At 53.6% G+C, this 15,346-nt stretch carries 18 protein-coding genes; 10 read left to right on the top strand and 8 right to left on the bottom strand.

The annotated features are described in order from the left end of the window. Positions 1 to 48 precede the first annotated feature (48 nt). On the bottom strand, positions 49 to 666 hold the full coding sequence (locus V1566_RS02640) for a helix-turn-helix transcriptional regulator (RefSeq protein ID WP_193941354.1): 618 nt from the start codon (positions 664 to 666) through the stop codon (positions 49 to 51). Between the two features lie 547 nt (positions 667 to 1,213). On the opposite strand from V1566_RS02640, the gene V1566_RS02635 reads away from it, so the two are divergent. From V1566_RS02635 to fabY, 6 genes are all read left to right on the top strand, one after another. Beyond that, positions 1,214 to 1,957, top strand: coding sequence for a transcriptional regulator (locus V1566_RS02635; protein ID WP_395304986.1), 744 nt, complete (start codon positions 1,214 to 1,216; stop codon positions 1,955 to 1,957). Further along, the gene (locus V1566_RS02630) at positions 1,954 to 2,424 is read left to right on the top strand and encodes a hypothetical protein (protein WP_395304985.1); all 471 of its coding nucleotides are present in this window, start codon (positions 1,954 to 1,956) and stop codon (positions 2,422 to 2,424) included. Before V1566_RS02635 ends, V1566_RS02630 begins: the two co-directional genes overlap by 4 nt. An 88-nt stretch (positions 2,425 to 2,512) precedes the next feature. Further along, positions 2,513 to 3,112, top strand: coding sequence for a glucose-1-phosphatase (gene yihX, locus V1566_RS02625; protein ID WP_032662695.1), 600 nt, complete (start codon positions 2,513 to 2,515; stop codon positions 3,110 to 3,112). Continuing rightward, on the top strand, positions 3,106 to 3,987 hold the full coding sequence (locus V1566_RS02620) for a virulence factor BrkB family protein (RefSeq protein WP_335246417.1): 882 nt from the start codon (positions 3,106 to 3,108) through the stop codon (positions 3,985 to 3,987). Before yihX ends, V1566_RS02620 begins: the two co-directional genes overlap by 7 nt. Then, the gene (gene dtd, locus V1566_RS02615) at positions 3,984 to 4,421 is read left to right on the top strand and encodes a D-aminoacyl-tRNA deacylase (protein WP_008501836.1); all 438 of its coding nucleotides are present in this window, start codon (positions 3,984 to 3,986) and stop codon (positions 4,419 to 4,421) included. Before V1566_RS02620 ends, dtd begins: the two co-directional genes overlap by 4 nt. Positions 4,422 to 4,465: 44 nt before the next feature. Further along, positions 4,466 to 5,407: a fatty acid biosynthesis protein FabY gene (gene fabY / locus V1566_RS02610; protein ID WP_008501835.1), complete on the top strand. Its 942-nt coding sequence runs from the start codon at positions 4,466 to 4,468 to the stop codon at positions 5,405 to 5,407. Between the two features lie 8 nt (positions 5,408 to 5,415). Here the strand turns inward: fabY and V1566_RS02605 are convergent, their stop codons facing one another. Next, the gene (locus V1566_RS02605; protein WP_395304984.1) at positions 5,416 to 6,336 is read right to left on the bottom strand and encodes an alpha/beta hydrolase; all 921 of its coding nucleotides are present in this window, start codon (positions 6,334 to 6,336) and stop codon (positions 5,416 to 5,418) included. A gap of 229 nt (positions 6,337 to 6,565) precedes the next feature. Between V1566_RS02605 and V1566_RS02600 the strand changes: the two genes are divergently transcribed. Both V1566_RS02600 and nadS read left to right on the top strand, forming a co-directional pair. Continuing rightward, positions 6,566 to 6,877, top strand: a complete 312-nt coding sequence (locus V1566_RS02600; RefSeq protein ID WP_395304983.1) for a type II toxin-antitoxin system RelE/ParE family toxin — start codon at positions 6,566 to 6,568, stop codon at positions 6,875 to 6,877. Beyond that, complete coding sequence (gene nadS, locus V1566_RS02595; RefSeq protein WP_395304982.1) at positions 6,878 to 7,168, top strand: NadS family protein; 291 nt, start codon at positions 6,878 to 6,880, stop codon at positions 7,166 to 7,168. Positions 7,169 to 7,208: 40 nt separating this feature from the next. On the opposite strand, the gene fdhE is transcribed toward nadS, so the two are convergent. The 4 genes from fdhE to fdnG are packed head-to-tail and all read right to left on the bottom strand — an operon-like array spanning position 7,209 to position 12,732. Beyond that, a complete protein-coding gene (gene fdhE / locus V1566_RS02590; protein ID WP_395304981.1) occupies positions 7,209 to 8,138 on the bottom strand; it encodes a formate dehydrogenase accessory protein FdhE in 930 nt (309 codons plus the stop codon). Continuing rightward, a complete protein-coding gene (fdoI, locus tag V1566_RS02585) occupies positions 8,135 to 8,770 on the bottom strand; it encodes a formate dehydrogenase cytochrome b556 subunit (protein WP_032644324.1) in 636 nt (211 codons plus the stop codon). Before fdoI ends, fdhE begins: the two co-directional genes overlap by 4 nt. Next, a complete protein-coding gene (fdxH, locus tag V1566_RS02580; protein ID WP_010436855.1) occupies positions 8,767 to 9,669 on the bottom strand; it encodes a formate dehydrogenase subunit beta in 903 nt (300 codons plus the stop codon). The genes fdoI and fdxH overlap by 4 nt, the downstream gene beginning before the upstream one ends. 12 nt (positions 9,670 to 9,681) lie before the next feature. Next, complete coding sequence (gene fdnG / locus V1566_RS02575) at positions 9,682 to 12,732, bottom strand: formate dehydrogenase-N subunit alpha (protein WP_395304980.1); 3,051 nt, start codon at positions 12,730 to 12,732, stop codon at positions 9,682 to 9,684. Between the two features lie 371 nt (positions 12,733 to 13,103). Here fdnG and fdhD point away from each other — a divergent pair, with 371 nt between their 5' ends. Continuing rightward, positions 13,104 to 13,940 (top strand): formate dehydrogenase accessory sulfurtransferase FdhD, encoded by an 837-nt coding sequence (fdhD, locus tag V1566_RS02570; RefSeq protein ID WP_395304979.1) that lies wholly within the window; start codon positions 13,104 to 13,106, stop codon positions 13,938 to 13,940. A gap of 114 nt (positions 13,941 to 14,054) precedes the next feature. Continuing rightward, on the top strand, positions 14,055 to 14,267 hold the full coding sequence (locus V1566_RS02565) for a DUF1471 domain-containing protein (RefSeq protein ID WP_023309747.1): 213 nt from the start codon (positions 14,055 to 14,057) through the stop codon (positions 14,265 to 14,267). A 39-nt stretch (positions 14,268 to 14,306) separates the two neighbouring features. Here the strand turns inward: V1566_RS02565 and V1566_RS02560 are convergent, their stop codons facing one another. Beyond that, complete coding sequence (locus V1566_RS02560; protein ID WP_033146957.1) at positions 14,307 to 14,630, bottom strand: AzlD domain-containing protein; 324 nt, start codon at positions 14,628 to 14,630, stop codon at positions 14,307 to 14,309. Next, positions 14,630 to 15,289, bottom strand: a complete 660-nt coding sequence (locus V1566_RS02555) for an AzlC family ABC transporter permease (RefSeq protein WP_047646952.1) — start codon at positions 15,287 to 15,289, stop codon at positions 14,630 to 14,632. Before V1566_RS02555 ends, V1566_RS02560 begins: the two co-directional genes overlap by 1 nt. Positions 15,290 to 15,346 lie beyond the last annotated feature (57 nt).

Below are 15,346 nucleotides of genomic sequence, written 5' to 3'. Positions count from 1 at the left end.
TAGAACATCCTCCACAGCATTAAATGTGGGTATGTTAAGTGGTTGAAATTACAAAATAGAAACGAGAATTTTATGAATGCTGGTGCCTAATTTCCTTTCAAGTCGTTTTTTATGAACATAAATTTTTTTAACATCAATGCTGTCTGTTTTTATAATCTCCTGGAGGCACGCTCCTGATAAAAATCGGTTAAGTAAAGTGAATTCGACGGTATTCAACTTACTTCCTCGTCTACTATTCACCCGTCTACCGGAGAAAAGATGGTTAATTTTTTCCTGTAATATAGCGTCCTTATCATCCGAATAAATAACGCCCTTTATTTCACTGCGGTGATTGAATAAGTAATTAGCTAGCGCCTCCAGCCTGCGGTCCGTGATAATCACGATGTTCATGTTGGTTATCGCCAGACGTTCAATCCATTGCGGATCGGCAAGTACGCGCAGGTTGTACATCGAAAAATCTACAAAAATAAATCCACGTGATAAATGATTCTTGTTCCCGCGCAATATTTTATTTTCAACTGCAGTCTGCAGGAAATGATTACCAACCGGCCAAACCGCGAACGAGGCGTTGCCACAGTATTGTGATCGTACTGCGTTATCTGGATATAACTGACAGGACAATTCACAGCTTATACAGCGGACAACCTTTTGCGACGATGTTATCATCCAGTCCACTCCTGTCTTATTTTCATAGTCAATATTTCACTGCCGCTCAAATGTGTCAATCTTGAAACATATCTCGTCATCCTGTCTTATTTATCAAAAATAATGGCAGGGAATATAAATTCCTGGTGGTCTCTATTCCGTCAGGCCGTCGCCATAGCGAAAGAACATCAGCTGGCAGAAGTAAACCAGGAATATTCATCAATCCCTTAAGATTATTCGACAAAAAAAAGCCGAAAAGGAGATTCACGAAATAGCACTAATAGCTAAAAATTCGTTTCTTAAATCTACCGCTACGTCAGTCTTTTCTCTGGTTGCGGCTCAATATAATTATTTGGCCTGGCGAAGTGTAATGAAATCTCATTATGTCGTTTTAGATGAGGGAAGCCTAAGAGAAGCGGCTTGTAACAGATTGAAAAATAATACGTTTTTTTTAATCTTAGGTGAGGTGGTATCGCGTCCTAATCCATCTGGCCTATAATGTTGTTAAATATACGTATATGTTTTTGTCGTATAAAGTTAAGCATTGTTATTGCAGAGGAAAGGAAAATTGTATCTCATTAACAACTTGGTCGAGTATGACCCAGAAAACAAAACGCTGGTGAATCATATTACCGGGCGCTCGATACAATTGCAGCTTCCTGCCAATTTCTGTTTTCTTTATCTCGTCACCCATCCCGGGGAAATTATTTCGCAAAACCAGTTAATGGTGGTGGGGTGGGGGGAGCGCAATGACGTCACCACGCCGAATACCTTTTACCAGGCCATTTTGACATTACGCAATGCTCTGGCTGAGGTGGGGTTACCGCGCGATACGGTAAAAACGATATCTCGCCGCGGGCTGATGCTTTCCGAAACCACTCAGGTTGAAGTATTTACCCAGACCGCTGACCCGATCACCGTCAATAAAGACGTGGCAATAACCGATCGCACCGCGAGGCAGAGGCCAGCCTGGTTGATAATTACCACCGCGATGCTTTTGCTGATCGCGCTTATCAATGGGGTGATATTATATAAACACCACCAGAACATGCCGTTTAGTCACTTTATTCCACTTTCAACGGGCAGCACGACCAGCGCCTGCCAGCTTTTTTATGCACCTAATGAACACCTTCAGGATCATTACTTACGCCTGTTAAAAAACAACCCCGGTCTGTGCGCCGAAAAACGATACGTCTTTCTCATCGGCTATAGTAAAACGGAGCGAATCGCGGCGTTTGTCTGTAATAACGATGCGCGACGGGACGCGGCAGCATTATGTACCACGCATTATTTTTGGGCGTATGAGCAATGAAGACACTCCGGAACCGTATTATTTTGCTGGCTGCGTTTCTGATGGCCGCTATCACCAGCGGCTGGTTAGCGTATTCGCATTTATCGAGTACGCCGATACGCTGTACGGGAGATGTGGAATGGACGATTGGTAAAAACCGATTTGTGGGTACGGTTTCCTGGCGGATGCAGCATCGCGAGGGGTCTACCGTCATTAACGGTAAATTATTTGGTCAGACGGTTTCTGAAGTTAACCGTACCATCTATTTTCACTACAGCTATCATCAGAACGCGCGCGTATTAAATAACGATCGGATTGTTAAAACCTTCGCCGATAATGCGGATGAGGCTGATATCAACGCAACGCTGCCGGGTTTTTATCGTACGCCGGGCAGAGAGCTGAGCCTGATGATCGATGAGTATCGGGGGGCCTGGCTTTTTGCCGCGTCAAACGTCCCTTCACTTTACTGTCGCAAAAACGCGCCATAGAAATCGATCGCACACCTTAGACAGCACGCATAGTCAAATCTCTTTATTCCCGCTACAGTTACCTCTCCACGGCGAGCAGGAGATAACCATGCTTTATATCTTTGATTTAGGAAACGTAATCGTCGATATCGATTTTAATCGCGTGCTGGGTGCATGGAGCGACTTTAGCCGCGTTCCGCTGGCGACACTGAAGCAGAATTTCGCGATGGGCGAGACCTTCCATCAGCATGAACGCGGCGAGATCGACGATGAAGAATTCGCTGAACGTTTCTGTCAGGAGATGGATCTACCCTTAAGCTACGAGCAGTTTTCACACGGCTGGCAGGCAGTATTTGTCGCCATCCGGCCTGAAGCGATCGACATCATGCATAAGCTTCGCGAGCAGGGCCATCGGGTCGTTGTGTTGTCAAATACTAACCGTCTGCACACCACGTTCTGGCCTGAGGAATACCCTGAAGTTAAGGCGGCGGCCGATAAGATCTATCTTTCGCAAGAGATGGGGATGCGTAAGCCTGAAGCGCGAATTTATCAGGCCGTTCTGCAGTCAGAGGGATTCACCGCGGCCGATGCGGTCTTTTTCGACGACAATGCCGATAATATAGAGGGAGCTAACCAGTTGGGTATAACGTCAATTCTGGTGACCGGAAAAGAGACGATACCAAACTACTTCGCGAAGCAGCTATGCTAAAAACCGTTCATCAAAAAGCCACGCATCATACTCGCCCGCTGAGGGCCTGGCTGAAACTGCTCTGGCACCGTATCGATGAGGACAACATGACCACGCTGGCGGGTAACCTCGCCTACGTGTCGTTGCTCTCATTAGTGCCGCTGGTGGCGGTCATCTTTGCCCTGTTTTCCGCCTTTCCGATGTTTGCGGACGTCAGCCTGCAGCTTCGTCATTTTGTCTTCGCGAATTTCATTCCTGCAACCGGGGATGTCATCCAGAACTACATTGAGCAGTTTGTCGCCAATTCCAGCAAGATGACGGCAGTGGGGGCATGCGGTCTTATCGTTACGGCGCTGCTGTTGATGTATGCCATCGATAACGCGCTGAACACGATCTGGCGGAGTAAAAAAACGCGGCCAAAAGTGTATTCCTTTGCCGTGTACTGGATGATCCTCACGCTGGGGCCGCTGCTGGCCGGGGCGAGCCTGGCGATCAGTTCGTATCTCCTTTCCTTGCGCTGGGCGAGTGATCTAAACGGCGCTATTGATAATGCGCTTCGCATCTTTCCGTTGATCCTGTCGTGGCTCTCGTTCTGGCTGCTCTATAGCGTCGTGCCGACCACGCGCGTGCCTAACCGCGATGCGGTTGTGGGGGCGCTGGTGGCGGCGCTGCTTTTTGAGCTCGGTAAAAAAGGGTTTGCCCTCTACATCACCATGTTTCCGTCCTATCAGCTGATTTACGGCGTGCTGGCGGTGATCCCCATTTTGTTTGTCTGGGTCTACTGGACCTGGTGTATCGTCTTGCTTGGTGCCGAAATAACTGTCACTCTCGGTGTATACCGCGAACTGAAAAAAGCAGCAGCAGCTGAAAAACAACAAGAAGCAGACCAACCATGATTGCATTGATACAGCGCGTAACCCGTGCCAGCGTCACCGTGGAGGGAGAGGTGACGGGTGAAATTGGCCCAGGACTTTTGGTGTTGTTAGGTGTCGAAAAGGATGACGACGAACAAAAAGCCAACCGCTTGTGTGAGCGCGTGCTGGGCTACCGTATTTTCAGCGATGCGGAAGGCAAGATGAACCTGAACGTCCAGCAGGCGGGCGGCAGCGTGCTGGTGGTTTCCCAGTTTACGCTGGCAGCGGATACCGAGCGCGGCATGCGCCCGAGCTTCTCTAAAGGCGCCGCGCCGGATCGTGCAGAAGCACTTTACGAGTACTTTGTTGAGCGTTGTCGCCAGCAGGAAATGAATACGCAAACCGGACGATTCGCTGCAGATATGCAGGTTTCGCTGGTGAACGATGGCCCCGTCACATTCTGGCTCCAGGTATGAGCCAACTGGCGGCGTGGCCGCGGGTAACAAGAGAGAGTACAGCTATGTATCACCTTCGAGTACCGCAAACGGAAGAAGAGTTAGACGCTTATTACCAGTTCCGCTGGGAAATGCTGCGCAAGCCACTGCATCAGCCAAAAGGCTCTGAACGTGATGCCTGGGACGCGATGGCCCACCATCAGATGGTGATGGACGAAGAGGGTAACCTCGTCGCCGTCGGGCGCTTATATATCAACGCCGATAACGAAGCGTCTATTCGCTTTATGGCGGTTCATCCCTCCGTGCAGGACAAAGGTCTGGGGACGCTAATGGCGATGACCCTTGAGTCCGTCGCCCGTCAGGAAGGCGTTAAGCGCGTCACCTGTAGCGCCCGCGAAGATGCCGTAGAATTCTTCGCCAAACTTGGTTTTGTGAATCAGGGGGAGATCACGACCCCGCAAACCACGCCGATTCGTCATTTTTTGATGATCAAACCCATCGCCACGCTGGATGATATTCTTCATCGCGCCGACTGGTGTGGTCAGCTGCAGCAGGCCTGGTATCAGCACATTCCGCTGAGTGAAAAAATGGGCGTGCGCATTCAGCAGTACACCGGACAAAAATTTATTACCACCATGCCGGAAACCGGCAATCAGAACCCGCACCACACCCTGTTTGCCGGAAGTCTTTTCTCGCTGGCCACGCTCACCGGCTGGGGGCTTATCTGGCTGATGCTGCGCGAGCGCCATCTGGGCGGCACCATCATTCTGGCCGATGCCCACATTCGCTATAGCGCACCGATAAGCGGCAAGCCGACCGCCGTGGCCGATCTGGGGTCACTGGGCGGCGATCTTGACCGTCTGGCACGCGGCCGTAAAGCTCGCGTACAAATGCAGGTCGAACTGTTTGGCGATAAAACACCGGGCGCGGTGTTTGAAGGCACCTACATTGTTCTTCCGGCGAAGCCTTTTGGTGCGTATGAAGAGGGTGGGAACGAGGAGGAGTAATCTCTTGTTCATTCACCTCGGGCGTGCTTAATCCGCCCGGCGATATCCCGCATTACGTCTCGCGCTGACTGGCTGACGCCGCCAAGCTGAAAGAAGCCATGGATGACGCCCAGCCAGCGCTGAGCGGTACACTTCACACCCTGCTCAGTCAGATGCTGATACAACATTTCTCCCTCATCGCACAGCGGATCGTACTCTGCGGTAATGATATGCACTGGCGGAAGCCCGTAAAAATCATCGCGCCACAGCGGGCTGGCTTCCGGATGCTGGCGGTCAGTCTCTGCGAGATACATTTCATATCCGCTGAGCAGGGTATCGCGGGTGATAATATAATCCGTGCCATTAAGGGCATAGCTTTCAAAACTGGCCGTGGCGTCGAGCATGGGGTAGATAAGAATAAGCTGTGCGGGTTTCCATCGCCCTTTCGCGTTGAGCCGCAATGACGTTACCAGCGCAAGATGTCCCCCCGCGCTGTCTCCACAAAGGGTGAGCCGGTTCCTATCGACGCCTAATTTGTCTGCATATTGCCATACCAGCTCCGCACCTCTTTCCGCATCGTCATGCGCGGCGGGGAAGGTATGTTCCGGTGCCAACCTGTACTGAATCGCAACCACCCGGCAATTGCCATAGCAGGCTAACTGACGGAGTTGGTTGTCATGGGTATCAAAGCCGCCGCTGATAAAGCATCCACCGTGATAGTAGATGGCTGCAGGCAGTGTTTCTGGTGCATTGAGGGGCGAAAATACCCGAAAGGTCATACCTTCAAGAACATGCGTTTCAACCTGGACGCGAGCTTCTGTCTCTCCGGCCAGTTCTGTGCTGGCGACATACCCAGCCCTCCGGTCATCAATATTTTGCTTTCGCGAGGAAGGTCTTCCTGCAGCTATAAAATCTTGAACAAGCTTATCAATACCCTTTTCAAGAGCCATGGCGGCGTCCTTTTGCTGTATGAATACACAGTCTTATAACCTGGTTTAATGCAGAAGAAAACATCAAATTGTGTGAAACCAGTGATCTGGAAAACGGCTCGCAGAAACCAACATTACTTGATGAAATAGATGGATAAGTAACCAAAATCGCAATAACGTAACTCATATTAGGGGTACGTCATTGACGTACATTGGATGTTTGCTACTATAAGTCAATGGCGTATAATTTATGCTATTCATTGAAACGGATATTTTTACAGAAGACGTCAAAACGTTACTGGATGATGAGGAATACCATAAGTTTCAGGTTTTCCTGGCAACGCAACCTGATTATGGCGATCTGATCCAAAATACGGGAGGCCTACGAAAGATTCGTTGGCTTTCAGGAGGCAGGGGAAAGCGTGGTGGAGTCAGGGTGAACTATTTTCATCGCACGCGTGAGCTTGAAATCAGGCTGCTGCTCATCTATCGCAAAGGGATTAAAGATGACCTGTCTGCGAGTGAAAAAGCCGTACTGAGAAAGATGATTGAGAGGTGGTAAATGAACAAGGCACTCTTTGAGCGGTTAACCCAAAGCCTGGCGCAAATGAATGAAATCGCTGAGGGCAAACGTGAACCGTCACGTACTTTTCAAATCGATGCGATGAAAATCAAAGAAATCCGTCAGGCGTCCGGGCTATCGCAGAGTAAATTCGCGAATTTAATTTCTGTTAGTGTCGATACACTGCGTAACTGGGAACAAGGCAGACGTTCGCCTACTGGGCCGGCTAAAGCGCTGCTGCGGGCTATTGCCAACGATCCGCAACATGTTATCCCTGCACTTTCGCAGTAATTAGCCCGGCAGCAAAGAGGCTGACCGGGCTAAATGGAAATTACTCCCCTTCACCCGGGAACAGGAACGGGTTGATCGAGCTGCGGGCAAAGCCCTCCTGCTCCATCTTCGCGTCCAGAATCAGCGAGGCGAGATCGTCGGCCACCGCTTCGACTTTCGGGTCTTTTTCCTGATACAGAATCTTCAGGTAGGTTCCGCAGTCGCCGCAGCTTTCGGCTTTCACCGCCGCTTCTTCGTTTTCCAGTGACCAGTAGTTCAGATCGCGGGTCTGCTCGCAGTTACTGCACTTGATGCGCACCACGTGCCACTCGGTTTCACACAGGTTGCAGTGCAGGTAGCGCAGCCCCTGAGTGGTACCGATTTGCACCATGCTCGATACCGGCATGGAGCCGCAGACCGGGCAGAACTGGCGCGCCTCGCCGTATTCGGCGCGGGCTTTGCCCGGGATCAAGCTTGCCATTTGCGCCCAGTAGAGCGACAGCGCGGCCCAGATAAACGGCGCTTTATCGCTGCTGACCAGCGAGAAGTCGGAGGCAAACAGCGCGCTCGCCATCTCTTCCAGCTCCAGGTCAGAGGCTTTTTCCAGATTCTCAATGACCGCCAGCGCGGTGCCGCTCATCTCCGGCTTCAGCTCAGCAATCAGCGAATGCAGCAGCTTTTGCCAGTGCTTGTCGCGCGGCAGGACGTGAATGTCCAGCGGCGGCTTGCCCTGCTCGCTGGCTTCTTTGATGCGCGCGGTCAGATCCATTTGCAGCGGGTGGTCGTACAGCACCACTTCCTGCGCGTGGGCAACCAGCGCGGCAAAGCGCAGAAAATCACCCAGCGGGTTGTTCTCTGCCAGCTCGCGCAGACGCTCTGCGCGGCGGTTGTAGAGGTTCTTGAGTCTGGGGAATAACAACGGCGGAATATAATCCGCCGTGCGTTTCTCGCTCGACCCCAGCTCATCTTGCGGGATTATGCGAATACTCATTCAGTTTTCTTTTCCGTTGTCTTTCGGACTTCACGGTACCAGCGCGGGTGATGTTTCTTCGCCCACGTACTGGTTACCCATCCTTCCACCATCGCGGTAATGGTGCCTTTCACCCAAAGGGCGGCGTAGATATGCACCATGATAACCACAATTAACGCCACTGCGGCAAATGAATGCAGCATCAGCGCGAATCGGATCACCGGGATTGAGAAAGCAGGCGCAAAGTACGGACGCCAGATGATCACGCCGCTCACCAGCAACAGGACCAGGAAGATAATCGCCGCCCAGAATACGCATTTCTGGCCGAAGTTATAACGCCCGGTATCACCTACTTCCTCGTTGACGACGATCTTACGAATATTCTTCGCCCAAAAGATATCATCCCGATTGATTAGGTTATGGTGCCAGTAGCGGAAAAACATGATGATAAACGACGCGAACATGATGACGCCCACAAACGGGTGCAGAATACGCGCCAGCTGTGGTGTCCCCATGATCTGCATCAGCCAGTTGAAGGATGGGAAGAAGAACCCCAGCCCGCTTATCGCCGCCAGCATGAAGCAGAAGGCGGTGACCCAGTGGTTGATGCGTTCCGGCGCGGTGTAGCGCACGATGGTGTCACGTTTTCTCATTTGCGCACCTCGTCTTTCTCTTCATGCAGGTTGTCGTCTTCCTCTTCCGCGCGGTTCGGACCAACGCCGACGTAGTGGAAGATACTCGCTGCGAAGGTGGCAGCAAAACCGACCGCTGCCAGCGGTTTCCAGATGCCTTTCCAGAACTTCACGGTGGCGCTGATTTCCGGGTTCTCCGGCAGGCCATGGTACAGATTCGGCTTGTCGGCGTGGTGCAGCACGTACATGACGTGCGTACCGCCAACCCCGGCCGGATCGTACAGGCCCGCGTTGTCGTAACCACGGGTTTTCAGCTCGCCCACGCGCTCTGCCGCCAGCGTTTTCATATCCTCTTTGGAGCCAAAGTGGATAGCGCCGGTTGGGCAGGTCTTCACGCACGCTGGCTCCTGGCCGACGGTGACGCGGTCAACGCACAGCGTGCATTTGTAGACTCGATTGTCTTCCGGGTTCAGGCGCGGTACGTCGAACGGGCAGCCCGCGATGCAGTAGCCGCAGCCGATGCACTGTTCGGACTGGAAGTCGACGATGCCGTTAGCATACTGAATGATAGCCCCTTCTGACGGACATGCCTTCAGGCAGCCCGGATCCGCACAGTGCATACAGCCGTCTTTGCGGATAAGCCATTCCAGTTTGTCGTTCTGCTCCACTTCCGAGAAACGCATCACCGTCCAGGACTTGGCGGTCAGGTCCGCCGGGTTGTCGTACACCCCGACGTTGTGACCCACTTCGTCACGCAGATCGTTCCACTCTGAACAGGCCACCTGACAGGCTTTACAGCCGATACAGGTGGTCACGTCGATGAGCTTCGCCACTTCCTGCTGGTGGTCCCGCGCCTGAGGCGCGGGCGTGAAACTGTTTGTCGCGGAACGACGGATAATGTCTTGAGATTGATAAGCCATAAGTCGTCTCCGTTACACCTTTTCCACGTTCACGAGGAAGGCCTTAAACTCCGGCGTCTGCGTGTTCGCATCGCCGACGAACGGCGTCAGGGTGTTCGCAATGAACCCTTTCTTCGCCACACCCTCATAGCCCCAGTGGATCGGGATACCGATGGTGTCCACCTCCTGACCGTGAACGTTCAGCGTGCGGATACGCTTGGTCACCACCGCCTTGGCTTTAATATAGCCGCGGTTTGAGGATACCTTCACGGTATCGCCATGGGCGATGCCGAGCTTGCCCGCCAGCTTCTCGCCGATCTCCACAAACTGCTCCGGCTGCGCGATGGCGTTAAGCAGCGCGTGCTTGGTCCAGTAGTGGAAGTGCTCGGTCAGACGGTAGGTGGTGCCCACGTACGGGAACTTGTCCTTTTTACCCAGCGCTTCGAAATCGCCCTTAAAGATACGGGCTGCCGGGTTAGAGACCACGTTCGGGTGCAGCGGGTTGGTGCCCAGCGGCGTCTCAAACGGCTCGTAGTGTTCCGGGAACGGACCTTCCGCCATCTTATCGATAGCAAACAGACGTCCCATCCCTTCAGGCTGCATGATAAACGGCCCAACGTCGCTGCCCGGTGCGGCAGTGCTGTAGTCCGGAATATCCACGCCGCCCCATTTCGCGCCGTCCCACTTCAGAAGCTGACGCTTCGGATCCCACGGGTTGCCCTGCGGGTCAGCGGATGCGCGGTTATAGAGGATGCGGCGGTTGAGCGGCCACGCCCATGCCCAGCCCAGCGTATTGCCGAGGCCCGACGGGTCGGCGTTATCGCGGTTGGCCATCTGGTTGCCTTTCGGCGTCCAGCTACCGGCAAAGATCCAGCAGCCGCTTGACGTGGTACCGTCATCGCGCAGGTGCGCGAAGGTGCTGAGCTGATCGCCTTTCTTCGCCAGCACGGTACCGGTGGCCGGGTCGATAACGTCCGCCAGCGCCTTACCGTTGCTCTCCATCGCCACTTCTTCCGGCGCAGGGTTTTCCGGCGTCGAGTAGTTCCAGCTCATGTTCAGCACCGGTTCCGGGTTCGCGCCGCCTTCTGCCGCATACATCTTACGCAGGCGTAAGAAGATACCTGCCAGGATCTCGCCATCGTTCATGGCGATGCCCGGGGCGTCCGCGCCTTTCCAGTGCCACTGCAGCCAGCGTCCGGAGTTGACGATAGAACCGTTCTCTTCCGCGAAGCAGGTAGACGGCAGACGGAACACTTCGGTCTGAATCTTCGATGGATCGACGTCATTCGATTCACCGTGGTTCTGCCAGAAGGTTGAGGTCTCGGTATTGAGCGGGTCAATCGTCACCAGGAACTTCAGCTTCGACAGCGACTCAACAACCTTGTTCTTGTTCGGGAACGAGGCAACCGGGTTAAAGCCCTGGCACAGATAGCCGTTCACTTTGCCCTGGTGCATCATCTCGAAATACTGCAGAACGTCGTAGCCTTTGTCCCACTTCGGCAGCCAGTCAAAGCCCCAGCTGTTTTCCGCCGTCGCTTTGTCGCCGAAGAAGGCTTTCATCATTGAGACGAAGAACTTCGGATAGTTGCCCCAGTAGTTTACCTGGCCTTCGAGCAGCGGTTTAGGCGTGCTGGCCGTCAGGTAGGTTTGCAGATCGGTCTGTTTCTCGCTTGGCAGGTTCATGTAACCCGGCAGGCTTTGAGACAGCAGGCCGAGGTCGGTCAGACCCTGAATGTTGGAGTGACCGCGCAGGGCGTTCACGCCGCCGCCTGCCATCCCCATGTTGCCGAGCAGGAGCTGAACCATCGCCATGGTACGGATATTCTGCGCGCCGATGGAGTGCTGCGTCCAGCCGAGGGCGTACAGGAACGACGCGGTTTTGTCCTTCGCGCTGGTTTCGGCGATAAGCTCGCACACCTTCAGGAAGTCTGCCTTCGGCGTACCGCAGATGTTTTCGACAACCTCCGGCGTGTAGCGGGATACGTGCTCTTTCAGCAGGTTCCACACGCAGCGCGGGTGTTGCAGGGTGGTATCGCGCTTCGCAAAGCCTTTCTCATCCAGCTCGTAGTTCCAGCTGGTTTTATCGTATTTGCGTTTTTCGGCGTCGTAACCGCTGAACAGGCCATCTTCGAAGTGGTAATCCTCACGCACGATCAGGCTGGCGTTGGTATAGGCTTCGGTGTATTCGCGGTTATATTTTTCGTTGGTCATCAGGTACAGCAATACGCCTGACAGGAAAGTGATGTCAGTACCTGAACGAATAGGGGTGTAGAAATCCGCCACTGACGCTGTACGCGTAAAGCGGGGATCGATCACTATCAGTTTCGCACCGTTGTGGATTTTGGCTTCCATCGCCCAGCGGAACCCGACAGGGTGCGCTTCAGCGGCGTTACCGCCCATCACCACAATGAGGTTGGCGTTCTTGATGTCGACCCAGTGGTTGGTCATCGCACCGCGACCAAATGTTGGAGCAAGACTTGCTACCGTTGGTCCGTGTCAGACACGCGCCTGGTTGTCGACCGCGAGCATACCGAGTGCGCGCGTAAATTTCTGGGTTAAATAACCGGTTTCGTTGCTGGAAGCAGAGGCACACAGCATCCCGGTGGAGAGCCAGCGGTTGACCGTAACGCCGTCGGCGTTCTTCTCAACAAAGTTGGCATCGCGGTCTTCTTTAATGTGTTTTGCGATGCGGTCGAACGCCTCTTCCCAGCTGATTTGCTGCCATTTGTCTGAGCCTGGCGCGCGATATTCAGGGAATTTGAGGCGGCTTTCGGAGTGGATAAAGTCCACCAGACCGGCCCCTTTCGGGCACAATGCGCCGCGGTTGACCGGATGATCCGGGTCGCCTTCGATATGGAAAATAGACGCTTTGGCGTTTTTAGCACCGTCGCCGAGGCTATACATCAACAGCCCGCAACCGACAGAGCAGTACGTACAGGTATTACGGGTTTCACGGGTGCGCAGCAGTTTATACTGCCGCGTTTCCGCCAGCGCTACGCCGGGCGCAAAGCCCAGTGCCGCTGCCGTGGTGCCTGCCATACCGCCAGCGCAGATCTTAAAGAACTGCCTTCTGCTGACCTGCATGGGTCACTCCTTGTTTCGACATTGCTTACATATGTAGTTTTGACTTCGCGGCTGAAGAATGACCGCAAAGGAAAAAATTTGCGTTAATCCCTCAATTCCACGAGGGATATCATCAGAATACCACAATGTCGGTACAGCTGTTCTAATGGCGTTAATACAAAGTGAACGTATTATCACCATGTTGATTATAAAGTGTGATATTGATCACATTAACAGCTCAGCTTGTTAAAGGTGTGTAGCGGGTGTCGGGTTGCACCCCTTCTAAATGAGTAGGAGAATGATTGTTGAAAAGTTGATCCATACTATGCGTAACGCCTGTGGATTATGCTGCAATAGCAGGCTCACCTCCGTGGTTGTTCAGGAATACCGCTGTGTCTAAACAAAACCGTGCTCCCCACTCGTCACCACTGCCTGCGGGCATTGTGGAACTGTCGGTACACAGACCGCCCCACATCACCCATGCCACGCCGGATTTTCTGGCGGAAGAAGTGCCCGTTGCGCTCGTTTACAACGGTATCTCCCATGTGGTGATGATGGCTTCACCGAAAGATCTTGAGCTGTTCGCCATCGGTTTTTCCCTCTCGGAAGGCATCATCGACCATCCGCAGGAGATCTACGGCATGGACGTGGTGCAGACTTGCAATGGCCTTGAAGTGCAAATCGAACTCTCCAGCCGCCGCTTCATGGGGCTGAAAGAGCGCCGCCGCGCGCTGGCCGGGCGTACCGGCTGCGGCGTCTGTGGCGTTGAGCAGCTCAATGATATTGGTAAACCCGTTGTGCCACTGCCGTTTACTCAGACCTTTGATCTGGCTCACCTCAACCATGCGCTCGAGCACCTTAACGATGTACAGCCCATCGGCCAGCTGAGCGGCTGCACGCACGCGGCGGCATGGGTGTTGCCGTCGGGGGATATTGCCGGGGGACATGAGGACGTTGGCCGCCACGTGGCGCTGGATAAGCTGCTGGGTCGCCGGGCGCGTGAAAGTGACGTGTGGAAGCAGGGGGCTGCACTCGTTTCCAGCCGCGCCAGCTATGAGATGGTGCAAAAATCCGCGATGTGCGGTGTGGAAATTCTGTTTGCGGTCTCAGCCGCAACGACGCTGGCGGTGGAGGTGGCGGAGCGCTGCAACCTGACGCTGGTGGGCTTCTGCAAGCCGGGAAGGGCGACCGTATATACCCATCCTCAGCGATTAATTGTTAATCAATAATTTTGAATGATAATAGCAAATCCTTCCGCTTTTAGTTGTTCATGATGAGGTCTATTATTTATCTCATCAAGGCACGGTGCCTTACCTAAACAACTTAATGAAAGGGTTTATATCATGAAAAGCATCAAAACTTTTGTCGCTGTAATCGCTCTGGCTACTTCTTTCGGTTCTTTTGCTGCTCAGACCGTGACCGCAACCGCCTCTACCATTGATGGCGCAGAAGCGAAAATCGCGGCTCAGGCTCAGGAAGCCGGCGCGTCATCTTACAAAATTACCCAGGCGTTCTCAGGTAACCGCGTACACATGACTGCTGAACTGACTAAATAAGCTGTCACACCGTCGAAAGAGCGCCCCCGGGGCGCTTTTTTAGTTTATGCCCGCCACGCGCAGCAGCGCGGTTACCACTGCCGCCGCCACGATCACCACAATTAACGGCATCTTCCGCCAGGCCAAAAACACCGCAAACGCCACGCCCAGCACGCGCGCCATACCGGCAAAGTGGTCACCTTCATAAAACGTGGTCGCCAGCGCCACGGAAAACAGCAATACCGTTGCCGCATCTGACAGCAGCGCCTGTGAACGCTCTGACAATGCCAGCCTGCTGCCCAGTTTCGCCCCGCCAAGACGCATCAGATACGTTCCCGCAGACAAAATAGCGATGCCGAGAATAAAAAACGTCATATTTCCCATTATTTTTTCCTCGCAGCGAGACCCAGTAAAGAGAGCAGCACCGGTAATCCCACCGGGGCAAATGGCACGGCGGCCAGCGACACAACGGCACCGCTGCAGGCGCGGATTAGCGTGGTACGGTTTTTAAACGCGGGAACCACCAGCGCCAGCAATATGGCCGGGAATACCGCATCCAGGCCAATGGTTTCCGGATCCGGTAGCAGTTTGCCGACCATGGCGCCCAGCAGGGCCCCCAGCGGCCAGACAATTGCCACGCCTAAACCACATAACCAGTACGCCGCTTTGCGCTGTTCGGGCGTTTTTTGCGACAGGCCAAAGACCACGCTTTCGTCGTTCATGATGTGGCAGCCCAAAAGGCTCAGGCCACGTTTGCCCACCAGTTCACGCACCGTCACGCCAAACGGCACGTGCCGCGCGTTGACCAGCAATCCCGCGGCCGCGGCCGCCAGCGGATTACCGCCGCTTGCCACAATGCCGATAAACATAAACTCTGACGCGCCCGCGAGTACGGTGATGGAGAGTACAAACGGTACCCAAACCGGGAAACCGTAGGCCATCGCCAGGGAGCCGTATGACATCCCGACCACGCCAACCGCGAGGCAGACCAGGATGATTGCTTTTATGGTGTCGCCTTTCAGGCAAGAGAGATGATGCTTCATACATTTTTAGCCATATCGAACGTGTATCCATTATAATGAACGCAACAGAAGTGTTTT

This window comes from Enterobacter sp. ECC-019 (assembly GCF_043974075.1).
Taxonomy (GTDB): Bacteria; Pseudomonadota; Gammaproteobacteria; order Enterobacterales; family Enterobacteriaceae; genus Enterobacter; species Enterobacter asburiae_D.
The sequence above is the reverse complement of the archived record's forward strand: the minus strand, read 5'-3'. Positions and strand labels throughout refer to the sequence as shown.

Excerpts from the sequence above, each read along its gene's own strand:
- V1566_RS02640 (WP_193941354.1), bottom strand. The coding sequence starts at position 666 with ATGATAACATCGTCGCAAAAGGTTGTCCGCTGTATAAGCTGTGAATTG.
- V1566_RS02630 (WP_395304985.1), top strand. The coding sequence starts at position 1,954 with ATGAAGACACTCCGGAACCGTATTATTTTGCTGGCTGCGTTTCTGATG.
- yihX (WP_032662695.1), top strand. The coding sequence starts at position 2,513 with ATGCTTTATATCTTTGATTTAGGAAACGTAATCGTCGATATCGATTTT.
- V1566_RS02620 (WP_335246417.1), top strand. The coding sequence starts at position 3,106 with ATGCTAAAAACCGTTCATCAAAAAGCCACGCATCATACTCGCCCGCTG.
- dtd (WP_008501836.1), top strand. The coding sequence starts at position 3,984 with ATGATTGCATTGATACAGCGCGTAACCCGTGCCAGCGTCACCGTGGAG.
- fabY (WP_008501835.1), top strand. The coding sequence starts at position 4,466 with ATGTATCACCTTCGAGTACCGCAAACGGAAGAAGAGTTAGACGCTTAT.
- V1566_RS02605 (WP_395304984.1), bottom strand. The coding sequence starts at position 6,336 with ATGGCTCTTGAAAAGGGTATTGATAAGCTTGTTCAAGATTTTATAGCT.
- V1566_RS02600 (WP_395304983.1), top strand. The coding sequence starts at position 6,566 with ATGCTATTCATTGAAACGGATATTTTTACAGAAGACGTCAAAACGTTA.
- nadS (WP_395304982.1), top strand. The coding sequence starts at position 6,878 with ATGAACAAGGCACTCTTTGAGCGGTTAACCCAAAGCCTGGCGCAAATG.
- fdhE (WP_395304981.1), bottom strand. The coding sequence starts at position 8,138 with ATGAGTATTCGCATAATCCCGCAAGATGAGCTGGGGTCGAGCGAGAAA.
- fdoI (WP_032644324.1), bottom strand. The coding sequence starts at position 8,770 with ATGAGAAAACGTGACACCATCGTGCGCTACACCGCGCCGGAACGCATC.
- fdxH (WP_010436855.1), bottom strand. The coding sequence starts at position 9,669 with ATGGCTTATCAATCTCAAGACATTATCCGTCGTTCCGCGACAAACAGT.
- V1566_RS02565 (WP_023309747.1), top strand. The coding sequence starts at position 14,055 with ATGAAAAGCATCAAAACTTTTGTCGCTGTAATCGCTCTGGCTACTTCT.
- V1566_RS02560 (WP_033146957.1), bottom strand. The coding sequence starts at position 14,630 with ATGGGAAATATGACGTTTTTTATTCTCGGCATCGCTATTTTGTCTGCG.
- V1566_RS02555 (WP_047646952.1), bottom strand. The coding sequence starts at position 15,289 with ATGAAGCATCATCTCTCTTGCCTGAAAGGCGACACCATAAAAGCAATC.